The organism is bacterium (assembly GCA_035454885.1).
Lineage (GTDB): Bacteria > UBA10199 > UBA10199 > JACPAL01.
Genome location: DATIGE010000013.1, coordinates 20,149 through 41,540 on the forward strand (window position 1 = coordinate 20,149; position 21,392 = coordinate 41,540).

The following is a 21,392-nucleotide window of genomic DNA, read 5'->3' on the forward strand; positions in this document are numbered from 1 at the left end:
GCCAAATTTGCAGTTAATTGAAATTATTAAGTAATTTATCTTGATCGGCATGGGGCCTTCGACGGAGGTGGGACCTAAGACCCCAATATGACTGGAGAAAACCCCTAGGCTGCCTGGGCCTGGCCGGGCAGCGCGATCCGCGCAATGGGCTGGATGCGGAGATTCTCCGAAAGCTCCTGGTAGGACAGGACGGCCAGCTGCGGGAATTCGAGCTCGATAATCTTCCTAAAATAGCGCCGGACCTCGGAGATGGTCAGGATGACCGGCGGCTTCGCCCCCGGCGGCAGCGGGTGGCTGGCGATTTCGCGCCCCACCGACTCGACGATCTCCTGCGTCGTCTCGGGCTCCAGAGCCAGGTAGTTCCCCTTGTCGGTCTTGCGGATCGCGGCCCGGATCATCTCCTCGATGTCCGGGTCGAGCAGGTACACCGCAAGCGTGCCGGTCTGTCCCGCGTATTTGTGCGTGACGTAGCGCTTGAGCCCCGCGCGCACGTGCTCGGTCAAGGCCACCGTGTCGCGCTCGACCTCGCCCCACTGCGCCATCGTCGCGAAGATGTTTTTCAGGTCGCGGATGGAGATGTCCTCCTGAACCAGTCGCTGGAAGACCTCGGAGAGCTGCAGAACCGTGATCACCTTGGGCACGAGCTCCTTGACGAGCGCCGGATGCGTCTTCTCGAGCTCGGTCAGCATCGTCTGCACCTCCTGGACGCCCAGGAACTCGTGCGAGTGTTTTCGCAGGATGAACGAAAGATGCAGGATCAGGTACTCGGAGACGTCCCACATCCGGAATCCCGCCTGGGTCGCGATGTCCTTGAACTCGGCGGAGATCCACGTGACGACGGAGTTGTCGATCGGGTGCAGGGTCTCGCGGCCCGTGATGTTGAAAAGCTGGAGCTGTTCGAGCGATTCGCCCACCAGGATGCAGCCCTTCTCGATCTTGCCGCGGGCGACGGGGATTTCGTTGATGTTGATGACGTAACTCTCCGGGTCCATGTCGATCGTCTGACCGCGCACCTGGATGCCGGGGAAATTCACGCCCAACTCGTAATAGAGCCCGTGGCGGAGCAGCGGAATCAGCTCGTTGATGAACCGCCCGCCGTCCTGGCTGTCGTCGACGTAGGGGATCATGTCCGCGCCCACTTCCAGCGAAATCGGCGACGGCATGATGAAGGGGAGCACGTCCCCGTGCTTGGCCACCGCCTTCTTGACCACTTCCTCCTTGGGCGTCTCGGAGATCTCCTGGATCTTCTTGGCCTTGCCGCGCGCGAGGAAAAACGCGAGCGACGCCAAGGCCGCCGAGAGGATGAAGAACGGCAACTTCGGCAGACCCGGAATGAGCGCGAAGGTGAGGAGCAGGATCGCCGTGATGACCAGGGCTTTCGGGTAGGCGGTCACCTGTTGGACGATGTCGCGGCCCAGGTTCGAGCCTTCCTTGGTCTCCGAGGCCACGCGGGTCACGACCACGCCGGCGGAGACGGAAATCACGAGCGCCGGGATCTGGGCGACGAGCCCGTCGCCGATCGTCATGAGGGAATAGAGTTTGGCGGAGTCGCCGAACGCCATGCCCCTCTGCAGGACCCCGATCACGAACCCCCCGACGATGTTGATGAGGCAAATGATGATGCCGGCGATGGCGTCTCCCTTGACGAATTTCATCGCGCCGTCCATCGCGCCGTAGAGCTGCGACTCGCGCTGGAGGGTGGAACGCCTCTCTTGCGCCTGCTCCATGTTGATGATGCCGGCGCGCAGGTCGGCATCGATCGACATCTGCTTGCCGGGCATGGCGTCCAGGGTGAAGCGCGCGCCGACTTCGGAAACGCGTTCGGCGCCCTTGGCGATGACGATGAAGTTGATCAACGTGATGATGGCGAAGAGGATCCCGCCGACGACGTAGTTCCCCCCGACGACGAAGCTCCCGAACGCGTGGATGACCTCTCCCGCGTGCCCTTCGGCCAAAATGAGGCGCGTCGAGGCGATGTTGAGGGCGAGGCGGTAAAGGGTCGTGATCAGGAGGATCGTCGGAAAGGACGCGATCTTCAGGGCGTCGGAGATGTACAAGGCGACCAGGAGGATGATGACGGCGATCGCCAAGTCGACGGTCAAGAGGATGTCCAGAATCCAGGTCGGCAGCGGGACGATGATCATCCCCAGGACGCAGAGGACCAGGGCGGCCAGGACGAGGTCGCTGTACTTGTTGATGAACTCGTTGATGCTGACGAATTTGAATTTAGGCATAACCGCTACCGCCGGTCAGGTGCGGTAGCAGGAATTGATCGTAACATACTCCAGCGTGAGGTCGCTAGAATAGACTCGGAACGCCCCCCGGCCCAGCCGGCAGTCGAAGGTGACCGTGAAGGACGGGGCCTTCATGACGGCCTTGGCCCTCCGATCGGCCGCAACGCCGGTCGATTGGCCCCGCCGGGCCACGCACACGTTCCCGTAGTGAATCGTGACCCGGTCGGGATTCAGAGTGGCCCGCGCCCGGCCCGCCGCGCCCAGGACGCGCCCCCAATTGGGGTCTTCCCCGAAGAACGAGGTCTTCACCAGGGGCGAATTCGCGACCGCGTAAGCGATCTTGCGGGCATCGGCGTCCGTTTTGGCGTTCCTGACGTCGATCGCCACGCATTTGGTCGCCCCCTCCCCGTCCATCACCATCTGGCGGGCGAGCGAATCCATCACGTTGTAGAGGTTTTCGGCGAACCTGCGGCACTCGGGCGTTCTGAGCTTGAACGCCCGGTTTCCCGCGAGCCCGTTGGCGAGCACGACCGCCGTGTCGTTGGTCGACATGTCGCCGTCCACCGTCACGCGGTTGAAGGTCTCATCGACGCAATTCCGGAAAAGGACACGGAGGACGTCTTTTGGGACGAAGGCATCGGTGAGAACGTAGGCCAGCATCGTCGCCATATGCGGCTCAATCATCCCCGCGCCCTTCGCGAATCCGGCGATCTGATACGGCTTGCCGCCGATCTTTCCTTCCGCGTGCGCGAGCTTGGCGCCGTTGTCCGTGGTCAAAATGGCCTGGGCGCTGCGTTTCAGTCCATCCCGCGAAAGCGCCTTTGCGGCCCTGGGAATCCTGGAGACGATTTCTTGGATCGGCAGGGGCACTCCGATCTTGCCCGTCGAACAGACCAGCACGTGTTTTTCGGGAACCTTCAATGCCTTCGCCGTCGCGCGCACCATCGACTCCGCATCCCTCAGACCTCTCGCGCCGGTGCAGGCATTGGCGTTGCCGCTGTTGACGACGATCGCGCGGCAAACACCCGAGCGGGCGTTCTTCCGGGAAACCAGGACGGGCGCCGCCCGGGCCAGATTCGTCGTAAAGGCCGCGACCGTTGTCGCCGGCACGTCGGAGACGATGAGGGCAAGATCCGGTTTCCCCGTCTTCTTGATGCCGGCGGCGACGCCTGAGAACCGAAAACCGGAAACGCGATAGGGATTTCTCATAGGAGGTTGAGGGTCTAAGCCCCGTGGCATTTTTTGTACTTTTTGCCCGACCCGCAGGGGCATGGGTCGTTCCGGCCGGCGTGGGCCTCGGCGTGGGCGGGAACCTGAGGCGCCGGAGCCGCCTGTTTTTGACCGGCGGCGAGCCCCAGGGGACCGATCCCTGCGGCGCGCGGGACTTGGGAGATGATGCCGGGGCCGGGCTTCGCCGCCGGGGGCGCCTCTCCCGCGGGACCGCGGCTCAAGACCATCCGCGCCGCGGCCCGGGGGGCCGCCTTCATTTGAGCCACCTGCCTCTCCTCGGCGATCTGGACGTGGAAGACCTTTTCCAAGACGTCCTCGCGGAACTCGCGGATCATCCCCTGGAAGATCAAAAAACCCTCGCGCTTGTACTCGAGGAGCGGATCCTTCTGCCCGTAGCCGCGCAACCCGATGCCCTCGCGCAGGTGGTCCATCGAGAGGAGGTGGTCCTTCCAGAGCTGGTCGAGCGTCGAGAGCAGGACCACCCGACCGACCTCCTGCAGGATCGGCGCCGAGTACTTGCCCTCGCGCTCTTCATAGGCGCTTTGCAGTCTCTCAAAGAGGGCCTTGCCGACCGCCTCCTGCGTGAAGTTCGTCACCCCCCAAGAATTCCAATCGGCGGCGACGTCGAAGATCTTGCGGATGCGCTCGTCGACGGGGGTCATGTCGACGTTCGTTCCGCCCTTTTCCGGCACGAACTCGTCGACCAATTCCGTCACCAGTTCGTCGATCATGTCGAGAACCTTGTCCCGCGTCTTTTCTCCGGAGAGGATTTCCCGGCGGAGCCCGTAAACGGTCTTCCGCTGCTGGTTCATGACATCGTCGTAGTCGAGCAGGTGCTTGCGCAGGTCAAAGTTGTGGCCTTCCACCCTCTTCTGCGCGCCTTCGATCGCCTTCGTGATCCAGGGGTGCGTGATCGGCTCGTTCTCCTCGATGCCCATCCGGTCCATCATGGCGCTGATGCGCTCCGAGCCGAAGATCCGGAGCAAGTCGTCCTCGAGCGAGAGGTAGAAGCGCGTGGAACCGGGATCTCCCTGGCGACCGGCGCGGCCCCGGAGCTGGTTGTCGATCCGCCGGGACTCGTGCCGCTCCGTCCCGACGATGTGCAGCCCCCCCGCCGCGATGACCTTTTCCTTTTCGGCCTCGCATTGCTTGCGAAACGCCGCCAACGCCGCTTCGTAACCCGCAGGGTCCTCGTCGCGATTGACCTTGTTCTTGGCCATGAACTCGGGATTTCCTCCGAGCACGATGTCCGTGCCCCGGCCCGCCATGTTGGTGGAGATGGTGACGGCGCCAAAACGTCCGGCCTGGGCGACGATCTCCGCCTCCCGTTCGTGCTGCTTGGCGTTCAACACGTGATGTTGAATCCCGTCCCTCTTGAGCAGGGCGGAGAGTTTTTCCGATTTTTCGATGGAAATGGTCCCGACAAGAATCGGGCGCCCCTTGGCGTGCAGTTCTTTGATCTCTTCGATCGCTTGACTGAACTTCTCCCGCTCGGTCTTGTAGATGACGTCGGCCTCGTCCTTGCGGATCATGGGACGGTTCGTCGGAATCGCCATGACTTCCAGGTTGTAGATCTTGGCGAACTCCTGGGCCTCGGTGTCGGCCGTGCCCGTCATGCCGGCGAGCTTTCGGAACATGCGGAAGTAGTTCTGGAAGGTGATCGTCGCGAGCGTCTGGTTCTCGTTCTCGATGGTGACGGCTTCCTTGGCCTCCACGGCCTGGTGCAGCCCGTCGCTCCAGCGTCGTCCCGGCATGAGGCGCCCGGTGAACTCGTCGACGATGGTCACCTTGCCGTCCTTGACCACGTAGTCGACGTCCTTCTTGAAGAGCGAATGAGCGCGCAGGGCCTGGTTCACGTGGTGGAGGATCTCGATGTTCGCCGGGTCGTAGAGGTTCTGGACGCCCAAGATTTTTTCGACCTTCGCGACGCCCTCCTCCGTCAGCACCACCGTCCGGCTCTTCTCGTCGACGACGTAGTCGTTCGTCATCGTCTTCACGCCCTTCTCTTCCTTCAAGACCCCCGGCGTGAGCTTGGGGATGACGACGTCGATCCGGTAATACTTGTCGGTCGATTCCTCGGACGGTCCGGATATGATGAGCGGCGTGCGCGATTCGTCGATCAAGATCGAGTCCACCTCGTCGACGATCGCGTAGTTGAGCTCCCTCTGGACGTAGTTTTCGAGGGAGTACTTCATGTTGTCGCGCAGGTAGTCGAAGCCAAACTCGTTGTTGGTGCCGTAGCTGATGTCCGAGGCATAGGCCGCCTTGCGCTCGCGGTCGTTCAGGCCGTGGACGATGACCCCGACGGAGAGGCCCAGGGCCCGGTAGATCTGCCCCATCCATTCGGCGTCGCGGCGGGCGAGGTAGTCGTTGACGGTCACGACGTGGACGCCGCGCCCCTCCAGCGCGTTCAGGTAGACCGGCAGCGTCGCGACCAAGGTCTTGCCCTCGCCCGTCTTCATTTCGGAGATCTTGCCCTTGTGGAGGACCGTCCCGCCGATCAACTGGACGTCGAAGTGCCTCATGTTGAGGACCCTGCGGGAGACCTCGCGGACAACGGCGAAGGCCTCCGGCAGGAGAGCGTCCAAGTCTTCGCCTCGGGAGAGACGTTCCTTGAAAGCACCGGTTTTTCCTCGAAGTCCGTCGTCGGTCAGGGCTTGAAGGGACGGCTCCAGGCCGTTGATCCTCTCGACGAGGGGCCGGATTTTTTTGAGTTCCCGGTCGTTCTTCGTGCCGAAGATCCTGCGGGCGAGATTCAGCATACGGGGGCGGGATATACGCACGGGAAGCCCCTGAAAGCTATACAAAATTTTCTTGCAGCGGGGCCTCGAATTTGATTCATTGCCGCCCTAACCAAGGAGGATTCATGAAGAAAGCAACCACCCTGCTATTCGTCTTCGCGCTCGCGGCCGTCGCCGTCAGCGGTTGTACGAAGAAGGAAGGCTCGGCTCCCGCGGCGACGGCGCCTGCGGCCGGCACGACCGCTCCCGCCGCCGCCCCGTCCGGCGATTCCGTCGGCGTTCCGGAGTGCGACGACTACATCACGAAGTACCAGAGCTGCCTGAAGGGCAAGATCCCCGAGGCGGCACAGGCGGCGATGAAGGGCGCCTTCGACACGACGGTCGCCGAGTGGAAGAAGGTCGCCGCGACGCCGGAAGGCAAGAGCGGTCTCGCGATGGCCTGCAAGTCGGCCCTGGATGCTTCCAAGCAAGCAATGGGCGCTTACGGCTGCGAGTGGTAATTTGATTTGACTGTTTGGGAACGAAAGAGGGCCTCCTCTCCGCCTGAGGCGGAGAGGAGGCCTTTTTTGTTATTTCAGGATGTACTTCATCGGATCGACCGGAACGCCGTCCGAGTAGATTTCATAATGAAGATGCGGACCGGTGGAATGCCCCGTGCTGCCCACGAGGGCGATCTTTGTGCCGCGCTTGATCCGGTCGCCTTCCTTCACGAAGAATTCAGACGTATGGCCGTACTTGGTCACGATTCCAAAGCCGTGGTCGATGACGACCATCTTGCCGTATCCGCCCTTGTATCCCGCAAAGGTAACGACCCCGTCCGCCGGCGCCGACACGGGCGTACCCCGGGCCGCGGCGATATCGATCCCCTCGTGGAAATCGGCGGCGAGGGTGAACGGGGAGCGCCGGTAACCGAAGTCGCTCGTCACCCAGCCCTTGACCGGCCAGACGGACGGCGTGGAGGCGATGTACGTCAGCTTGTCTTCCTGGATCTTGGTCAGCTCCTTGATCTTGTCTTGGAGCGTGACCACCCGGTCTTCCAAACTGTCCAACTTTTCTGGCTCAAAGGCGGAAGGAGCGGACGGAATCGGACCGATGCCTTTTTCGATCGATACCCGCTCCGACCCGACGAGGGCGGCGAGCTTGCCCGCCATCTTCTCGGTCTCACCGACCGTGCTTTCCAACATCGCGACCTTGCCCAGGAGATCCACCCTCTCCTTCTCATAGGCCCGAATCGTCTCGTGCTCCTTTTCGAGAGAAGCGTAGAGCGAACGGTAATGCAAGAATCCCACGGCAGCGAGGACGAGGAGTAGAGCCACGGCCACGGCCAACCCCGACATGCCCAGGATGCTTCGCGGTCTCAGCCTGAACTTGCGGATCTTGGAGTTATTTTCCGGAATAAGATAGACGTGGTAGCTCATGAGCCCCTTATCGACGAATCGACGCATGAGTTTCCCGTTTTTCTGATCCAATCGTCTCCGGTCCTTTCCCTGGTCTTTTACTTATTTAAATTAAGGGGTTAAATCTTTCGGGCGAGTAAAAACTACCTAACAAGGGTCTTCGGGGGCTGTCAATTCAATTCTGCCCGGTCCCTTTCCACTTTGTAATGCATTGCGGCAGATCAATCCGTGGCGAGGACGTTAGCGATGACGACGGTGACGTTGTCGTCGCCGCCCCGCTTGTTGGCGAGGTCGATGAGCTTCCGGCAGGCCTCTTTGGGTGCGCTCTTGAGGACGACCTTATGGAGATCGGTGTCCTCGACCAGGTTGGTCAGTCCGTCCGAACACAGGAGAAAACGGTCCCCCACCTCCAGATCGCGAATCAGGAGATCGATCTCGACCTCGTTCTGAAATCCCACCGACCGGGTGATGATGTTTTTGAATTTGTGGTGCTTGAGTTCATCCTCCGTGATGAAACCCGCGCGGAGCTGCTCGGCCACGAGCGAGTGGTCGGCCGTCAACTGGCGGATCGCCCCGTCGCGGATCAGATAGGCCCGGCTGTCGCCGACGTGGGCGATGAACCCCTTGCCGTCCTGAAGAAAGAGGACCACCGCCGTGGTGCCCATGCCGCGGAGGTTCGTGTTGCGGCAGGCCTCATCGTAGATACGCTGGGAAGCGACACGGATGGCGTATTTGAGGAGCTCCCCCGGGTCCGAACGGTCGAACACGTGGTCGGTGGCGATCGTCGACTCCGGATCACTCAAGAGTTTTTGAAGGGTCTCCTCAACCGTTTTGACGGCGATCTTGCTGGCGAACTCTCCGCCCAGATGGCCGCCCATGCCGTCGGCCACCATGAAAACGCCCAAGTCCGCGTTGACGAGGAGGCTGTCCTCGTTCTTTTCGCGTTTTTTGCCGACGTCCGTCAGGCCGTAACATTCAATTTTCACGCTTCAGATTCCCCCAACATCAATGGATTCGATCAATAAGGGCGGCGCCCCAAAGGCGTGATAACGCCGCATCTCCTTCCCCACGGCTGTGACGCGTTTCAGAAGGTCATGCAGATTCCCCGAAATCGTCACACCCCGGACGGGAAAAGACCGTTTTCCGCCGTCGATCCACACCCCGCTGGCGCCCAGGGAAAAATCGCCCGTCACCGGATCCGCCGTATGAACGCCGATCACGTCCCTCACCCACAGTCCGGTCCCCAGACGGCGGAGAAGTTCTTCCAGATTCAGGTCTCCCGCCTCAATGAAAAAATTGGTCGCCCCCACGCGCGGCGGCTCCTTGACGGCGGGCCGGATCGCGTTGCCCGTGCTCGGGACTCCCGCTTGAACACCGGACGCCAAGTCATAAAGGAACCGACTGAGCACCCCCCTCTCGACGACCGCGTGGCGAGCCGACGTAACGCCTTCGCCGTCAAAGGGAAAACTGTTGTAGCCCCCCTCGAGCCTCCCGTCGTCGACGACCGTCACGCCGCCGCCGTAAATCGTCTCTCCCAGACGCCCGCAAAGGGCCGAACGGCTCTTGAGGACCTGGTCCCCGAAAAAGGAGGAGGACAGGACCCCCAAGAAGGACGCGGCAACCGTCGCATCCAAGAGGGCCGGTGTCTTTTGGGTTGCAACGGGCCTGCCGCCCAATTGGGAAACGGCCTTCTCGGCCCCTTCCCGAGCCGTCCTCTCCGGATCCAGCCGGGCTTCGTCCGCCGCGAAATCGTTCTCCCACGCCATTTCCTGGCCCTGGGCGTCCTCCGCCATGACCATGAGCGAGAGCTCGTGCCGGGCGGCCGTCCATCGGGTTTCCAGCCCCGTCGAGTTTCGCAGGGTCACCGTCCTCACCTCTTCCCCGTACGAAGCGTCCCTCACGCGCGCGACCCGGCGGTCGTATTGCTTGGCGAACTTCTCCAGGTCGAGGGCCATCCGAAGCTTGACCGAACGGTCGCCCGGAGAAACGGCGGCTTGGGAAGGCCCGGCGGTTTCGCGAGCCGCGGGCAGGGCGATCACCGGCCCTTCCTCGACCACGGACAGGGTATTGTAAGCAAGCAAGGCCATCCTTTCAAGAAAAGGGACGGACAGGCCGCTGGAACTGGCGAAACTCGTCTTTCGCCCCTTGAAGAGGCGCACGGCCGCGCCGCGCTCCACCGCCTCATCCACCGAGTCGATTTGTCCCTCCTTGGCCTCCACCGAGAACTGACGGTTCTCCAGGGCGTAGATCTCGTAACCGTCCACGTCCATCCCTCTCAATGCCCGCTCCAACGCGTCCAGTTCATCCATAAAAGTCAGGGGGCGATACCGCTCTCCCCCTGAATCCCCCATCTGTTCATTTGTGATTTCATCGTTCGTTCCGTCGCCCCAGATCAGCAAAGCTGATCTGGGGTGTACTCACTCACTATTGTTGGTTGCCGGCGCTCTTGAGCATCTCGCGCGCGTGCGCCATCGCCTGATCCGTAACCTTGACCCCCGCGAGCATGCGGGCGATCTCCTCCTCGCGTTGGACCGTCTGAAGGCGCTGCACCTTCGTGTGAGTCCGCCCCTTCTCCGTCTCCTTCCGGATCATGAAGTGATGGGCGGCATAACAGGCGATCTGCGGAAGGTGCGTGATGCAGAGCACCTGGCGGCGCCGGGCCATCTCGGCCAGATTGCGGCCGACGACCTCCGCGATACGCCCGCCGATGCCGGAATCGACCTCGTCGAAAACGCACGTTTCGGCGCCCCGGACCACGCCCAACACCTTCTTGATCGCGAGAAAGACGCGGGAAAGCTCGCCGCCCGAGGCGATCTTGGCCAGGGGATGCATGCCCTCGCCCATATTAGGCGCGACCAGGAATTCGCCCTCGTCCGCGCCCCGATCCCCCAAGAAAACTCCTCCGGCCGGGGCCCCGCTCTTCAGAGGCTTGAGCGACACGGTGAACTTGGCGGAGGACATGCCCAGATCCTTAAGCTCCCGGATGATCTTGACTTCGAGATCCCCGGCGGCCTTCTGTCTCGCCTGGGTGATCTCCCGCGCGAGACGGAGCATTTTTTTTTCGTGAGCTGCGATCTCCGCGTCGATCCGTGACGCCTCGCCCTCAAAGTCATCGAGCAGCGCGAGCCCCTGCCGCAGCTCCTTCTCCTTTTCCAGCAGAGCTTCGACCGTTCCGCCGTGCTTCTTTTTCAACCGGGCGATCAGAGCGAGACGGTCCTCAACGGCCTGAAGGCGTTCCGGATCGCAGGAAACCCTCTCCCCGTAGGCGCCGAGGTAACGCGCGACATCCTGCAACTCGCAGAGGGCCGCGTCCAGTCGGGCCGCCGTCTCGGAAAGTCCGCCGTCGAGTTGCGAGGCCTGTCGGATGTCCTTGGCAACGCGAGAGACCCTCTGAAGAACGGCGTCCTCGCCCGACTCCAGCGCCTCCTCGGCCCGTACGCCCGCTTCGCGCAGGCGCACGGCGTGTTTGGAAACGTCCTTCTCCTGAAGGAGGGCTTCCTCCTCGCCCGGACGGACGGCCGCTTCGCCGATCTCGCGGAGTTGAAACCGGAGGAACTCCTCGCGCTCGCGGGACTCGCGCGCCTTCGCCTCCAGGTCCCGCCTTTGCCCGGCCAGGGACGTATAAGCGGCGTACTCCGAGCGGTAGCGGTCCAAGGCGGAATCGGCACCGAACCCGGCGAATTCGTCGAGGAGGGTCAAATGGCGGTCTTGATCGAGAAGGACTTGGTGCTCATGCTGCCCGGCGAGGTCGACCAACTCCCTGCCCGATTGCTCCAAGACCGAGACGGGAACCGGCCGCTCGTTCAAGTAGGCGCGGTTCTTGCCGCTCCGGGAAATCACGCGGCGCAGGCTCACCTCATCGGCCCCGCGGACAAACAACCCCGTCACTTCGGATTCGTCCTCGCCTTGACGGATCAATTCCGAGGACCCACGGCCTCCCAGCAGGAGGTCCAAGGCCTGAATGAGGATCGACTTGCCCGCCCCGGTCTCTCCCGAAAGGACGTTGAGACCCTCTCCCAGCTCGATTTCGGCGTTCTCAATGAGGGCGAAATTGCGGATCTGGAGGGCGCGGAGCATTGCGGATTTTTAACATAGGGATTAGCCTACAACAAGTCGTCCGTTTAAAATCCACTGCGACTTGTCGTACTACGAGACCGTTGAGGAAAGTCCTCTCGGACTTGCGTCTTAGGGGCGGTCTCGTTAGTAAGTCCACGTGAACGACCTTTTCGAAACCCCTCCAGCCGGGACAACGAAGGACTCCAAGGCCCGGCATCCCCTGGCCGACCGGATGCGCCCGGAGACCCTCGATGAACTCGTGGGCCAGGAGGACTTGGTCGGCCCGGGTCGCCCCCTCCGGCGGCAGATCGAGACGGACCAGGTCCCCTCGCTCATCCTCTGGGGACCTCCGGGCACGGGCAAGACGACGCTCGCCCGCGTGATCGCGCACCATACCCGCTCCTCATTCCACGCCCTCTCTGCGGTGTTGACCGGCGTGAAGGAGCTCAAGGAGGTCATCGAACTCGCCCGCCGCCAACAACGCTTCGAGGGCCAAAAGTCGATTCTCTTCGTCGACGAAATCCACCGCTGGAACAAGGCCCAGCAGGACGCCCTCCTGCCCCACATCGAGGACGGGACCATCACGTTGATCGGCGCCACCACCGAAAACCCGTCCTTCGAGGTCATCGGCCCCCTCCTCTCGCGCACCAAGGTCTACGTGCTTGGGCCGCTTGCCGAGGAGGAGCTGTCCCGCATCGTCCGCCGCGCCTTGGAGGACAAGGTTCGGGGCCTGGGCGCCCTCAAGTTGAAGATCGACGACGAGGCCCTGGACTTCGTCGCGGCGACCTCCGACGGCGATGCGCGGCGCGCCCTCAACACCGTTGAGATTTGCGCGACCTTGCTCCCAAAGAATGATCCGCGGATCACGAAGAACGTGGCCGAACAGGCCCTTCAGAAAAAATCACTCCTCTATGACAAAGCGGGGGAGGAACATTACAACGTCATCTCCGCCTTCATCAAATCCATGCGCGGCTCGGACCCAGACGCCGCCGTCTACTGGCTCGCCCGCATGCTGGAGGCCGGAGAGGAGCCGCTCTTTCTCGCGCGCCGGATGGTGATCTTCGCCTCGGAGGACGTCGGCAACGCCGACCCCCAGGCGATCCAGGTCGCCGTCGCGGCGCAACAGTCCTTCGATTTCGTCGGCATGCCGGAGGGATGGATACCGCTCGCGCAGGCCGCGACGTACTTGGCCTGCGCCCCCAAAAGCAATGCGAGCTATTTGTCCTATCTCAAGGCCAAGGAAGACATCGTCAAGGAAGGGTACCTCCCGACGCCGCTCCATCTCCGGAATGCCCCGACGAAGCTGATGAAGGATCTGAAATACGGGAAAGACTACAAGTACCCCCATGACTTCGAGGGACAGGTCGTCGCCCAGGATTATCTCCCGGAAAAACTGCGGGGGCGGCGTTACTACGAACCAACGGAGAACGGTTACGAAGCGGAAATCAAGAAACGTCTGCGAGACGTCCGTTCGTCTACCTCACGTCCCGCACCGAAGCGACGGTCGCCATGAATTGAGGCTGATACGTGCTGAAATCCTGCGTGCCCGCCGTGTACTCAATCTGGAGAACCTTGTTCAAGCCGGATCTCCAAAAGAGCGCCGCGCTGAAACGTGAACCCTTGGCGGTATCCTCCCCGCTGACGATGTAAACGTCCTTGCCACCAACGACCTCCTTGGTCGTCGTAATGTCCTTCAAACCGCGTGACTCGTAACGGGAACGGACCTTAGCCGCGTAGTCGGACGCGGACGGGGCCGAGGCGAGGTTGTCCAGAATGATCCAGATGACGGGATTCGCGCCCGACTTGGCGTAAACGAGCTTGACGGGCCGGGTCGATTCTTCCGTCTTTTGGGTGTCCCACTTGTCGTCCGGCTTGCACATGTAGAAGCTGCTGTCCATGGTGAAGCAGGTCGTCCCCGACCACTTCAAATCGACGGCACCGGCCGACGACGCGGCCAGAAGACCGGCCGCGGCAAGAAGAGATGCAAGGCTGATTTTCATGACTCCCCCTTTGTTTTGATGTCGGAATCTTAATCCCCCGCACGAAAAAGACAAGAGGGGATCGGCCGGAGGCCGATCCCCTCTTCAAGAACTCAAACCACGACCGGATCAATCCTCGCGGAGAATGCGCGCGGACTGGATCGAGGCCATGCAATGCGGCTCGTAAACGCTGAAATCCTTCGCTTCCGCCGTGCACTCCAGGTTGAAACCCTTGTTCCGGTTCCGCCACACGCCCACCAGGTAACGGAATCCGCTGGCGTTATCGACACCCGAGATGAGCGAGACGTTCCGTCCGCTGATGACCTGATTGCGGATGCGGAGGTCCGAGATGCCGCGGGACTTCAGACGCGACTGCACGTCCTTGGCGTAATCGTGCGCGGTCTTGCCGCGGACGGCCTGGTCGTAACGGAGCCAAATGACCGGGTTGGCGCCTTCCTTGTGGAGGACCCACTTGACCGGAGCGGCCCAGTCGTTGGTCTTCTGCGTATCCCACTGCTTGCCGGGCTTGCTGACCTGGAACGTGCTGTCGACGATGACGGTGTTCTTGTCCACCCAGTTCAGGTCGAGAGCCTGGGCCACCGTGGCCGATAGGAGCATGGCGGCTCCGGCGGCCAAAGCGAGTTTCGTCTTCTTCATTGGATATCCCCTTTCTTTCAATTGGTTGATGATAATAAACAGCTAAAATTCAATAGTTTAGGGGGCCTTAACTAGACGAATCCCCCCGAAAAGACAACTAAAAAATCAAGAGGGCCAGAAGGGCCGCAAGTCCGACCGCCCAGCAATAGTAGGCAAAATAGTGCAAACGGCCCCGGCTGATGACTCCCAGCAGCCAGCGTATGGAAAGGAATCCGGTGACGGCGGACACGGCCGTCCCGAGCACGACCTGCGGCCATAACGCGTGGGGGAAATGGGCCAGGTCCTTGGCTTCCAAAAGACAGGCGCCTCCGATCGCGGGAATCGACATGAGAAAAGAAAACCGCGCCGCCGTCTCCCGGCTGAAACCGCAAAAGAGCCCCGTGGCGATCGTCATCCCCGAACGGGAGATCCCGGGCAAAATCGCGACGGCCTGCGCGGTCCCGACGGCCAGCGCCGATCCCGGCGCCGGCTCTCGATGGGCCTCTCCCGCGAATCGCTTCGTCCACCAGAGAACGGCCCCGGTCACGAGGATCTCGACCGCCGACTCGACGGGGGAAACGAAGGTCTTTTCGATGAGCGATTTCAGGCCCAGACCCACGGCGACCGCCGGAAGGGTCGCCAAACCGACAAGGAGCAACAGCCTCCAGGATTGGCCGGTCAGCATGGACCAGAGTTCCCGCCGGTAGGCGTAGACGACCGCAAGCAGAGTGCCGAAGTGCAGCGCGACGTCGAACGCCAGGATGCGGCTGGATTCCCCCAGGCCGAAGAAATGCTGCGCCAGCACCAAATGCCCCGAGGAACTGACCGGAAGAAATTCGGTGAATCCTTGAAGGATTCCTAAGAGGACCGCCTTGACGTGGGTCAGCTGTTCGATATCGGGGCCTTTGTGGACTCAGCGGGGACGACGGGGCTCGAACCCGCAACCTTCGCCGTGACAGGGCGACGATCTAACCGATTGATCTACGTCCCCACTGAAGCCACAACCTCATAGTCTGAGTGGGCGCGACAGGATTCGAACCTGTGACCCCCTCGGTGTAAGCGAGGTGCTCTACCGCTGAGCTACACGCCCAGGGCCGCTTCGGTAACAAGCCGTCCCCAAAACTTCAATATTAATGTACGGGCGGGGCTTCGCCTTTCGGTGCCGCCGGAGGCGGAACGGGCGGAGGGAAAACACCCGTCTTCGGCGCGCTCTCCAAGACCGGATTTTCCTCGACCTTCTTGAACAAGGAGTCCGGATCGTCCACGGCCAAGGCGTTTCTCAGGACCTGATCCATGTGGTCCACGAGGATGATCTTGATGTCCTTGAGGATCTTTTTCGGGATTTCCTCGATGTCCTTCTCGTTTTCTTTCGGAATGATGATCGTCTTGATCCCGCCCCGGTGGGCCGCCATCACCTTTTCCTTGAGTCCGCCGATCGGCAAGACACGGCCGCGCAGCGTCACCTCGCCCGTCATCGCCACGTCCTTGCGCACCGGGATCTTCAAGAGCGCGGAAGCGATCGTCGTGGCCATCGTGATGCCCGCGGACGGCCCGTCCTTGGGAACCGCGCCCTCGGGGACGTGCAAGTGGATGTCGAACCTCTGGTAGAAATGCCTGGGAATGCCCAGTTGGTCCGCCCGCGAGCGCACATAGCTCATGGCCGCCTGGGCGGATTCCTGCATGACGTCCCCGAGCTTGCCGGTCACCGTCAACTTACCCTTGCCGGGCATGACGCTGACCTCCGTGGTGAGAAGCTCGCCTCCGAACTCCGTCCAGGCAAGCCCCGTCGTGAGACCGATTTGATCTTTTTCCTCCACGACACCGTATCGGAATTTGTGCACGCCCAGGTACTTGTGAAGCGACTTGGGCGTGACATGGATGCACTTGTCGCGACCCTTCTCGGCGATCTCCTTGGCGGCCTTTCGGCAGATCGTCGCGATCTCGCGCTCCAGGTTCCGGACGCCTGCCTCTTTGGTGTAGTGGCGGATGATCGCCTTGATCGACGCTTCGCCGTACTTGAGATTCTCCGTCGTCAAACCGTGAGTCTCCAACTCCTTCTTCAGGAGATACTTTTCCGCGATGTGCAACTTCTCCAGCTCCGTATAACCGGGAATCCGGATGATCTCCATGCGGTCCTGCAACGGGATCGGAATCGAATGCAGGCTGTTCGCCGTCGTGATGAACATGACGTTCGAGAGATCGTAGTCGAGATCCAAATAGTGGTCCTGAAAGGACACGTTCTGTTCGGGATCGAGAACCTCCAAGAGGGCCGCGGACGGATCGCCGCGGAAGTCCATGCTCATTTTGTCGATCTCGTCCAAGAGAAACACGGGATTGTTCGAGCCGGCCTTCTTGAGGCTTTGGACGATCTTGCCCGGCAAGGCGCCGATGTAGGTGCGGCGATGCCCGCGAATCTCCGCCTCGTCACGCACGCCGCCCAGGGAGCACCGCACGAACTTGCGTCCCATGGCGCGGGCGATCGACCGTCCTAACGAGGTCTTTCCGACACCCGGAGGACCCACGAGGCAAAGAATGGGCCCCTTCATCTTCTCGACCAGGCTCCGGACCGCCAGGTATTCCAGAATGCGTTCCTTCGGCTGCTTGAGGCCGTAGTGATCCTCGTCCAAAATGCGGCCGGCCTCCTTGATGTCGAGCTTGTCCTCGGTGACGTCGTACCAGGGCAGGCCCAGGATCCAGTCGATGTAGTTCCGGACGACCGTCGCCTCGGCCGACATCGGACTCATCATCTTGAGCTTCTTGAACTCCTTCTTGACCTTCTTGGTCGCCTCCGCGGACATCTTCTTGTTCTTGATCTTGTCTTCCAGCTCCTGGAGCTCGCCCTTGAACTCGTCCCGCTCGCCCAGCTCGCGCTGGATCGCCTGCATCTGCTCGTTGAGGTAATACTCCTTCTGGGTCTTCTCCATCTGCTTCTTGACGCGCGTCCGGATCTTCTTCTCGACCTGAAGGATCTCGATCTCGGTCTGGATCTGGCTGTAGAGGCGTTCCAACCGCTCGGCCGGACTCTCGATTTCCAGGATCTTCTGCTTGTCCGGCAGTTTGAGCGAGAGGTGGGCGACGATCGTGTCCGCGAGCCGCGACGGGTCGTCGATGGTGGCCACGGAGGCCAGCATCTCCGGCGGAATCCTCTTGTTGAGCTTCACATAGGTCTCGAAGGCCACCTTGATCTCGCGCATCAGGGCCTCGACCTCGACCGTAATCTCGCGGTTCTCGATGATCTCCTCGACCTCCACCAGGAAATACGGGGGGCTCGGGACGAATTTCTTGATGCGGGCGCGGCGTTTGCCCTCGATCAGGACCTTGACCGTGCCATCCGGAAGCCGGAGGAGTTGGATGATGGTCCCCAGCGTCCCCACCTTATAGATGTCCTCGTCCCGGGGATCGTTGGTCTTCGGGTTGATCTGGGCCGCGAGCAGGATGTCCTTCTCCTTGCCCATGGCCTCCTCGAGGGCGGCGATGGACTTCTCACGGCCCACGAAGAGAGGCACCACCATGTGGGGGAAGACGATGATGTCCCGGAGCGGCAGCAGCGGGACCAGATGGCCTTGGGTTTTTTCGGGCATATTGGGGTTGTCTCCAAACACGTTTCAGACCCTCCAGAAGATCTCATAAGCCCTGAATACGCACCTTGAGGCGTATGACTCCCAATTTAATGGCGATGCGCCCCAAAGGCAAGCCCCGCGGGGCAAGTTGTTAAGCCGACTCGGCTTTTTTCTCGTAGACAAAGACGGGTTCCGCTTTTTTCGTGATCACCTCTTCATTGATGACCACTTCCTTGATCCCCGTCCGGGAGGGAATGTCGTACATGATCTCGAGCATGACGTTCTCGAGGATCGCCCGAAGGCCGCGGGCACCGGATTTGCGCTTGATGGATTCCTTGGCCACGGCCGTCAACGCCCCCGGGGTAAACTTGAGTTTCACCCGCTCAAACTCGAAGAGCCGCTGATACTGCTTGATGAGGGCGTTCCGGGGCCGCGTGAGGATGTCCATCAGGGCGGATTCATCGAGTTCGCCCAAGGTCGCAATCACCGGCAAGCGCCCGATGAACTCGGGGATCAGCCCGAACTTGAGCAGGTCCTCGGTTTGGACGTCTTCCAACAGCTTGGAGAGATTCTTCTCGGACTTGCTCTTCACCTCGGCGCCAAAGCCCATGCTCTTCGAACCGCCCCGCCTGGAAATAATGTCTTCCAGCCCCACAAAGGCCCCGCCGCAGATGAAGAGGATGTTCGTGGTATCGATCGGGATGAATTCCTGCTGGGGATGCTTCCGCCCGCCCTTGGGGGGCACGTTCGCGACCGTCCCCTCGATGATCTTGAGGAGGGCCTGCTGGACGCCCTCGCCCGAGACGTCCCGAGTGATGGACGGGCTGTCCGACTTGCGGGAGATCTTGTCTATCTCGTCGATATAGACGATGCCCCGCTCGCAGCGCGCCTTGTCGTAGTCCGCCGCCTGCAGGAGGTTCAGGATGATGTTCTCGACGTCCTCGCCGACGTATCCGGCCTCGGTCAGGGTCGTTGCGTCGGCGATGGTGAACGGGACGTTCAGGATCTTCGCAAGCGTCTGGGCGAGCAACGTCTTCCCCGAGCCCGTCGGGCCGATGAGCAGGATGTTGCTCTTTTGAAGCTCGACGTCCGAGGACGTCCCGCGGTTTTCGATGCGTTTGTAGTGATTGTGGACGGCGACGGAGAGGATCTTCTTGGCCTTTTCCTGGCCGATCACGTACTCGTCGAGGATTTTCTTGATGTCCGAAGGCTTCGGCACTCCCGAACGCGACACCATCTGCGTCGCGCGGGCGTTCTCCTCGGCGATGATGTCGTTGCAAAGGTCGATGCACTCGTCGCAGATGTACACCGTCGGGCCGGCGATGAGCTTTCGCACCTCTTTCTGCGACTTGCCGCAGAAGGAACAGCACAGGTTGGTCGGATCTTCCACGAATCCGCGGCTCATAATCTTCTTAGGCCTTGCCCTTTCCGCCCACGAGTTCCATTTTCTTGCCCTTGTCCCGGAACGTCACCACCTCGTCAACGATGCCGTACTCCTTGGCCTCCTCGCCGCTCATGAAGTAGTCGCGCTCCGTGTCCGTCTGGATCTTCTTGATCGGCTGCTTCGTATGCTTGACGAGGACGCTGTTCAATTCCTCGCGCATCCTCAGGATCTCCCGCGCGTGGATGTCGATGTCCGTCGCCTGTCCCTGAAACCCGCCCATCGGCTGATGGATCAGGATACGGGCATGGGGCAATGCAAACCGCTTGCCGGGAGCCCCCGCCGCCAGAAGCACCGCGCCCATCGAGGCCGCCTGTCCCATGCAGGTCGTCGAAACGTCCGGTTTGACGTACTGCATCGTATCATAGATGGCCATGCCGGCCGTCACCACGCCGCCCGGCGAGTTGATATAAAGGTGGATGTCCTTGTCCGGATCTTCCGACTCCAGGAAAAGGAGCTGGGCGATGATGACGTTGGCGATTTCGTCGTTGATGCCCGTGCCGATGAAGACGATGCGGTCCTTGAGCAGCCGCGAATAGACGTCATAAGCGCGCTCCCCGCGGTGCGTCTGCTCGATGACCATGGGGATCAGCTGCGACTGCGTCGGGATGTGCGATCGATCGATCATCAGAGTCCTCCCAAGTCCCACTCCGTCGCCGCCGCAAAAGTCGCGCCAGCCTTAAGATTCCTGGCGATTCCTCACGGTTCCTTAATTTTGATTTTAGACTGGGTCAGCCCCGCACCTCAAGAAAAATCCCCTAAGGGTCGGGGCAGTCCCTGTCATCTAATCTTTATTGTGGAAAGGGACAGCACAAAATCAAGGGCTTTTTCCTCCAGGAGCGCGCCTTCGACGCGTCCCAGCATGTTGTGTTCCTTGAAATATTTTTTCCACACCGGCGCCTGCTGTCCCGCGAGCTTTGCCATCTCCTCGATGCGGCGGTCGACCTCCTCCGGCGTCACCGAAATGCCTTCCTTACGCGCGACGGCGTCGAAGATGAGCGCCCCGCGCACGCGGTGGACGGCCTCGTCGCGATTCTTGGCGTAAAAGTCTTCAACCGTGACCCCCGCCTGCTCCAGGGTCACTCCCTGGGTGCGGAGATTGCCTTCGAACCGGCGGAACATGTCCTCCATCTCGACCTGAATCATCGCCTCCGGCACGAGAAAATCGTTCAGGGCGATCAGCTTGTCCAAGACCTCGCGACGCAGGTTGTTCTTGGCCGCCTGCTCCTTGGCGCGCGAAACGTCCTCGCGGATTTTCGCCTTGAGGGCATCCAGGTTCTCGTAGTTGCCGACATCCTTGGCGAATTCGTCGTTCAGTTCGGGAACCTTCTTCTGCTTGATCTGCTTCACCGTCAGCTCATAGTCGATCACCTTGCTTGCAAGGTTCTTATCGGTCCAGTTATCGGGTAGAGTTACCTGGGTCCGTCTTTTTTCACCGGCCTTGCAACCCAGCAGGAGCTTTTCGATCTCCGGAAAGAGATACCCCTTGCCGAGTTCCACAAGGAAATCCTTGCCCTCGAAGCCGGCCACCGGCTTTCCGTCCATCGCCCCCTGATAATCGAGGCTCACGATGTCGTGGTCCTGGGCCGGGCGGTCTTCGATCAAGGGCATGAGCTGGGTCAGGCGGTCTTGGAGACCCTTGAGGTTTTCCTCGATCTCCGCGTCCGTGACGACGATCTTGTCCTTCGTGAGATCCAAGCCCTGATAACCCGTCACCTCGAACTGGGGCGGGATTTCGATCATCGCCTCGTAGGCCAAGTCCTGTTCCGGGCCGAAGGCCGTCACTCGGATTTGAGGGGCCGCGATAGGCATCACGCCCGCCTCACGCACGGCCGCCGGATAACTCTTGTTGATCAGGTCGCGGATCGCCTCGGATTCCGCGTCCTGGCGGTAATACTGCTCCAAGACGCTCCGGGGCACCTTGCCCGGCCGGAAGCCCTTGAGCCGGGCCTTGCTCCCGATGCGTTTGTAGGCCTCGTCCAGTTGGCGGGCCACGTCGGTGACCGCCACAATGACTTCGAGGTCCTTTCTGATGGGGGAGACGTCCTTGAGGGTGACTTTTGGGTTCACGTTTTCTGGAATGATAACCGCTTTGTAGGGTATTTGCAAAAATTTTAA

The 21,392-nt window shown here is 61.2% G+C and carries 16 protein-coding genes and 2 tRNA genes; 2 read left to right on the forward strand and 16 right to left on the reverse strand.

What is annotated here, in order from left to right:
* Positions 1–104 precede the first annotated feature (104 nt).
* From sctV to secA, 3 genes are read right to left on the reverse strand one after another with little or no spacing between them, the layout of a single operon-like run.
* On the reverse strand, positions 105–2,234 hold the full coding sequence (sctV, locus tag VLJ37_02455) for a type III secretion system export apparatus subunit SctV (GenBank protein HSA58532.1): 2,130 nt from the start codon (positions 2,232–2,234) through the stop codon (positions 105–107).
* A 15-nt stretch (positions 2,235–2,249) separates the two neighbouring features.
* Positions 2,250–3,443 (reverse strand): bifunctional glutamate N-acetyltransferase/amino-acid acetyltransferase ArgJ, encoded by a 1,194-nt coding sequence (argJ, locus tag VLJ37_02460; GenBank protein HSA58533.1) that lies wholly within the window; start codon positions 3,441–3,443, stop codon positions 2,250–2,252.
* Between the two features lie 14 nt (positions 3,444–3,457).
* Positions 3,458–6,226 (reverse strand): preprotein translocase subunit SecA, encoded by a 2,769-nt coding sequence (secA, locus tag VLJ37_02465; protein HSA58534.1) that lies wholly within the window; start codon positions 6,224–6,226, stop codon positions 3,458–3,460.
* 104 nt (positions 6,227–6,330) lie between these two features.
* Between secA and VLJ37_02470 the strand changes: the two genes are divergently transcribed.
* Positions 6,331–6,705 carry a hypothetical protein gene (locus VLJ37_02470; protein HSA58535.1) on the forward strand — a complete coding sequence of 125 codons (375 nt, stop codon included), beginning with the start codon at positions 6,331–6,333 and terminating at the stop codon, positions 6,703–6,705.
* 69 nt (positions 6,706–6,774) lie between these two features.
* On the opposite strand, the gene VLJ37_02475 is transcribed toward VLJ37_02470, so the two are convergent.
* The 4 genes from VLJ37_02475 to recN form a co-directional block, all read right to left on the reverse strand.
* A complete protein-coding gene (locus VLJ37_02475) occupies positions 6,775–7,650 on the reverse strand; it encodes a peptidoglycan DD-metalloendopeptidase family protein (GenBank protein ID HSA58536.1) in 876 nt (291 codons plus the stop codon).
* Positions 7,651–7,823: 173 nt separating this feature from the next.
* Positions 7,824–8,588 carry a Stp1/IreP family PP2C-type Ser/Thr phosphatase gene (locus tag VLJ37_02480; protein HSA58537.1) on the reverse strand — a complete coding sequence of 255 codons (765 nt, stop codon included), beginning with the start codon at positions 8,586–8,588 and terminating at the stop codon, positions 7,824–7,826.
* A 3-nt stretch (positions 8,589–8,591) separates the two neighbouring features.
* Positions 8,592–9,911 (reverse strand): TldD/PmbA family protein, encoded by a 1,320-nt coding sequence (locus VLJ37_02485; protein ID HSA58538.1) that lies wholly within the window; start codon positions 9,909–9,911, stop codon positions 8,592–8,594.
* A 115-nt stretch (positions 9,912–10,026) separates the two neighbouring features.
* Positions 10,027–11,679: a DNA repair protein RecN gene (recN, locus tag VLJ37_02490; protein HSA58539.1), complete on the reverse strand. Its 1,653-nt coding sequence runs from the start codon at positions 11,677–11,679 to the stop codon at positions 10,027–10,029.
* A gap of 211 nt (positions 11,680–11,890) precedes the next feature.
* Between recN and VLJ37_02495 the strand changes: the two genes are divergently transcribed.
* On the forward strand, positions 11,891–13,171 hold the full coding sequence (locus VLJ37_02495) for a replication-associated recombination protein A (protein ID HSA58540.1): 1,281 nt from the start codon (positions 11,891–11,893) through the stop codon (positions 13,169–13,171).
* Here VLJ37_02495 and VLJ37_02500 read toward each other — a convergent pair.
* From VLJ37_02500 to tig, 9 genes are all read right to left on the reverse strand, one after another.
* A complete protein-coding gene (locus VLJ37_02500) occupies positions 13,134–13,658 on the reverse strand; it encodes a hypothetical protein (GenBank protein HSA58541.1) in 525 nt (174 codons plus the stop codon). The two genes, VLJ37_02495 and VLJ37_02500, sit on opposite strands and share 38 nt — an antisense overlap.
* A gap of 108 nt (positions 13,659–13,766) precedes the next feature.
* A complete protein-coding gene (locus VLJ37_02505; GenBank protein ID HSA58542.1) occupies positions 13,767–14,294 on the reverse strand; it encodes a hypothetical protein in 528 nt (175 codons plus the stop codon).
* Between the two features lie 97 nt (positions 14,295–14,391).
* Positions 14,392–15,168: an undecaprenyl-diphosphate phosphatase gene (locus tag VLJ37_02510; protein ID HSA58543.1), complete on the reverse strand. Its 777-nt coding sequence runs from the start codon at positions 15,166–15,168 to the stop codon at positions 14,392–14,394.
* A 22-nt stretch (positions 15,169–15,190) separates the two neighbouring features.
* Positions 15,191–15,264: transfer RNA gene (locus VLJ37_02515), tRNA-Asp, on the reverse strand.
* 27 nt (positions 15,265–15,291) lie between these two features.
* Positions 15,292–15,363 (reverse strand) — tRNA-Val (locus tag VLJ37_02520).
* 40 nt (positions 15,364–15,403) lie between these two features.
* A complete protein-coding gene (lon, locus tag VLJ37_02525; protein ID HSA58544.1) occupies positions 15,404–17,854 on the reverse strand; it encodes an endopeptidase La in 2,451 nt (816 codons plus the stop codon).
* A 130-nt stretch (positions 17,855–17,984) separates the two neighbouring features.
* On the reverse strand, positions 17,985–19,238 hold the full coding sequence (clpX, locus tag VLJ37_02530) for an ATP-dependent Clp protease ATP-binding subunit ClpX (protein HSA58545.1): 1,254 nt from the start codon (positions 19,236–19,238) through the stop codon (positions 17,985–17,987).
* A 7-nt stretch (positions 19,239–19,245) separates the two neighbouring features.
* Complete coding sequence (gene clpP / locus VLJ37_02535) at positions 19,246–19,902, reverse strand: ATP-dependent Clp endopeptidase proteolytic subunit ClpP (GenBank protein ID HSA58546.1); 657 nt, start codon at positions 19,900–19,902, stop codon at positions 19,246–19,248.
* A 152-nt stretch (positions 19,903–20,054) separates the two neighbouring features.
* A complete protein-coding gene (tig, locus tag VLJ37_02540; GenBank protein HSA58547.1) occupies positions 20,055–21,344 on the reverse strand; it encodes a trigger factor in 1,290 nt (429 codons plus the stop codon).
* Between the last annotated feature and the right edge of the window lie 48 nt (positions 21,345–21,392).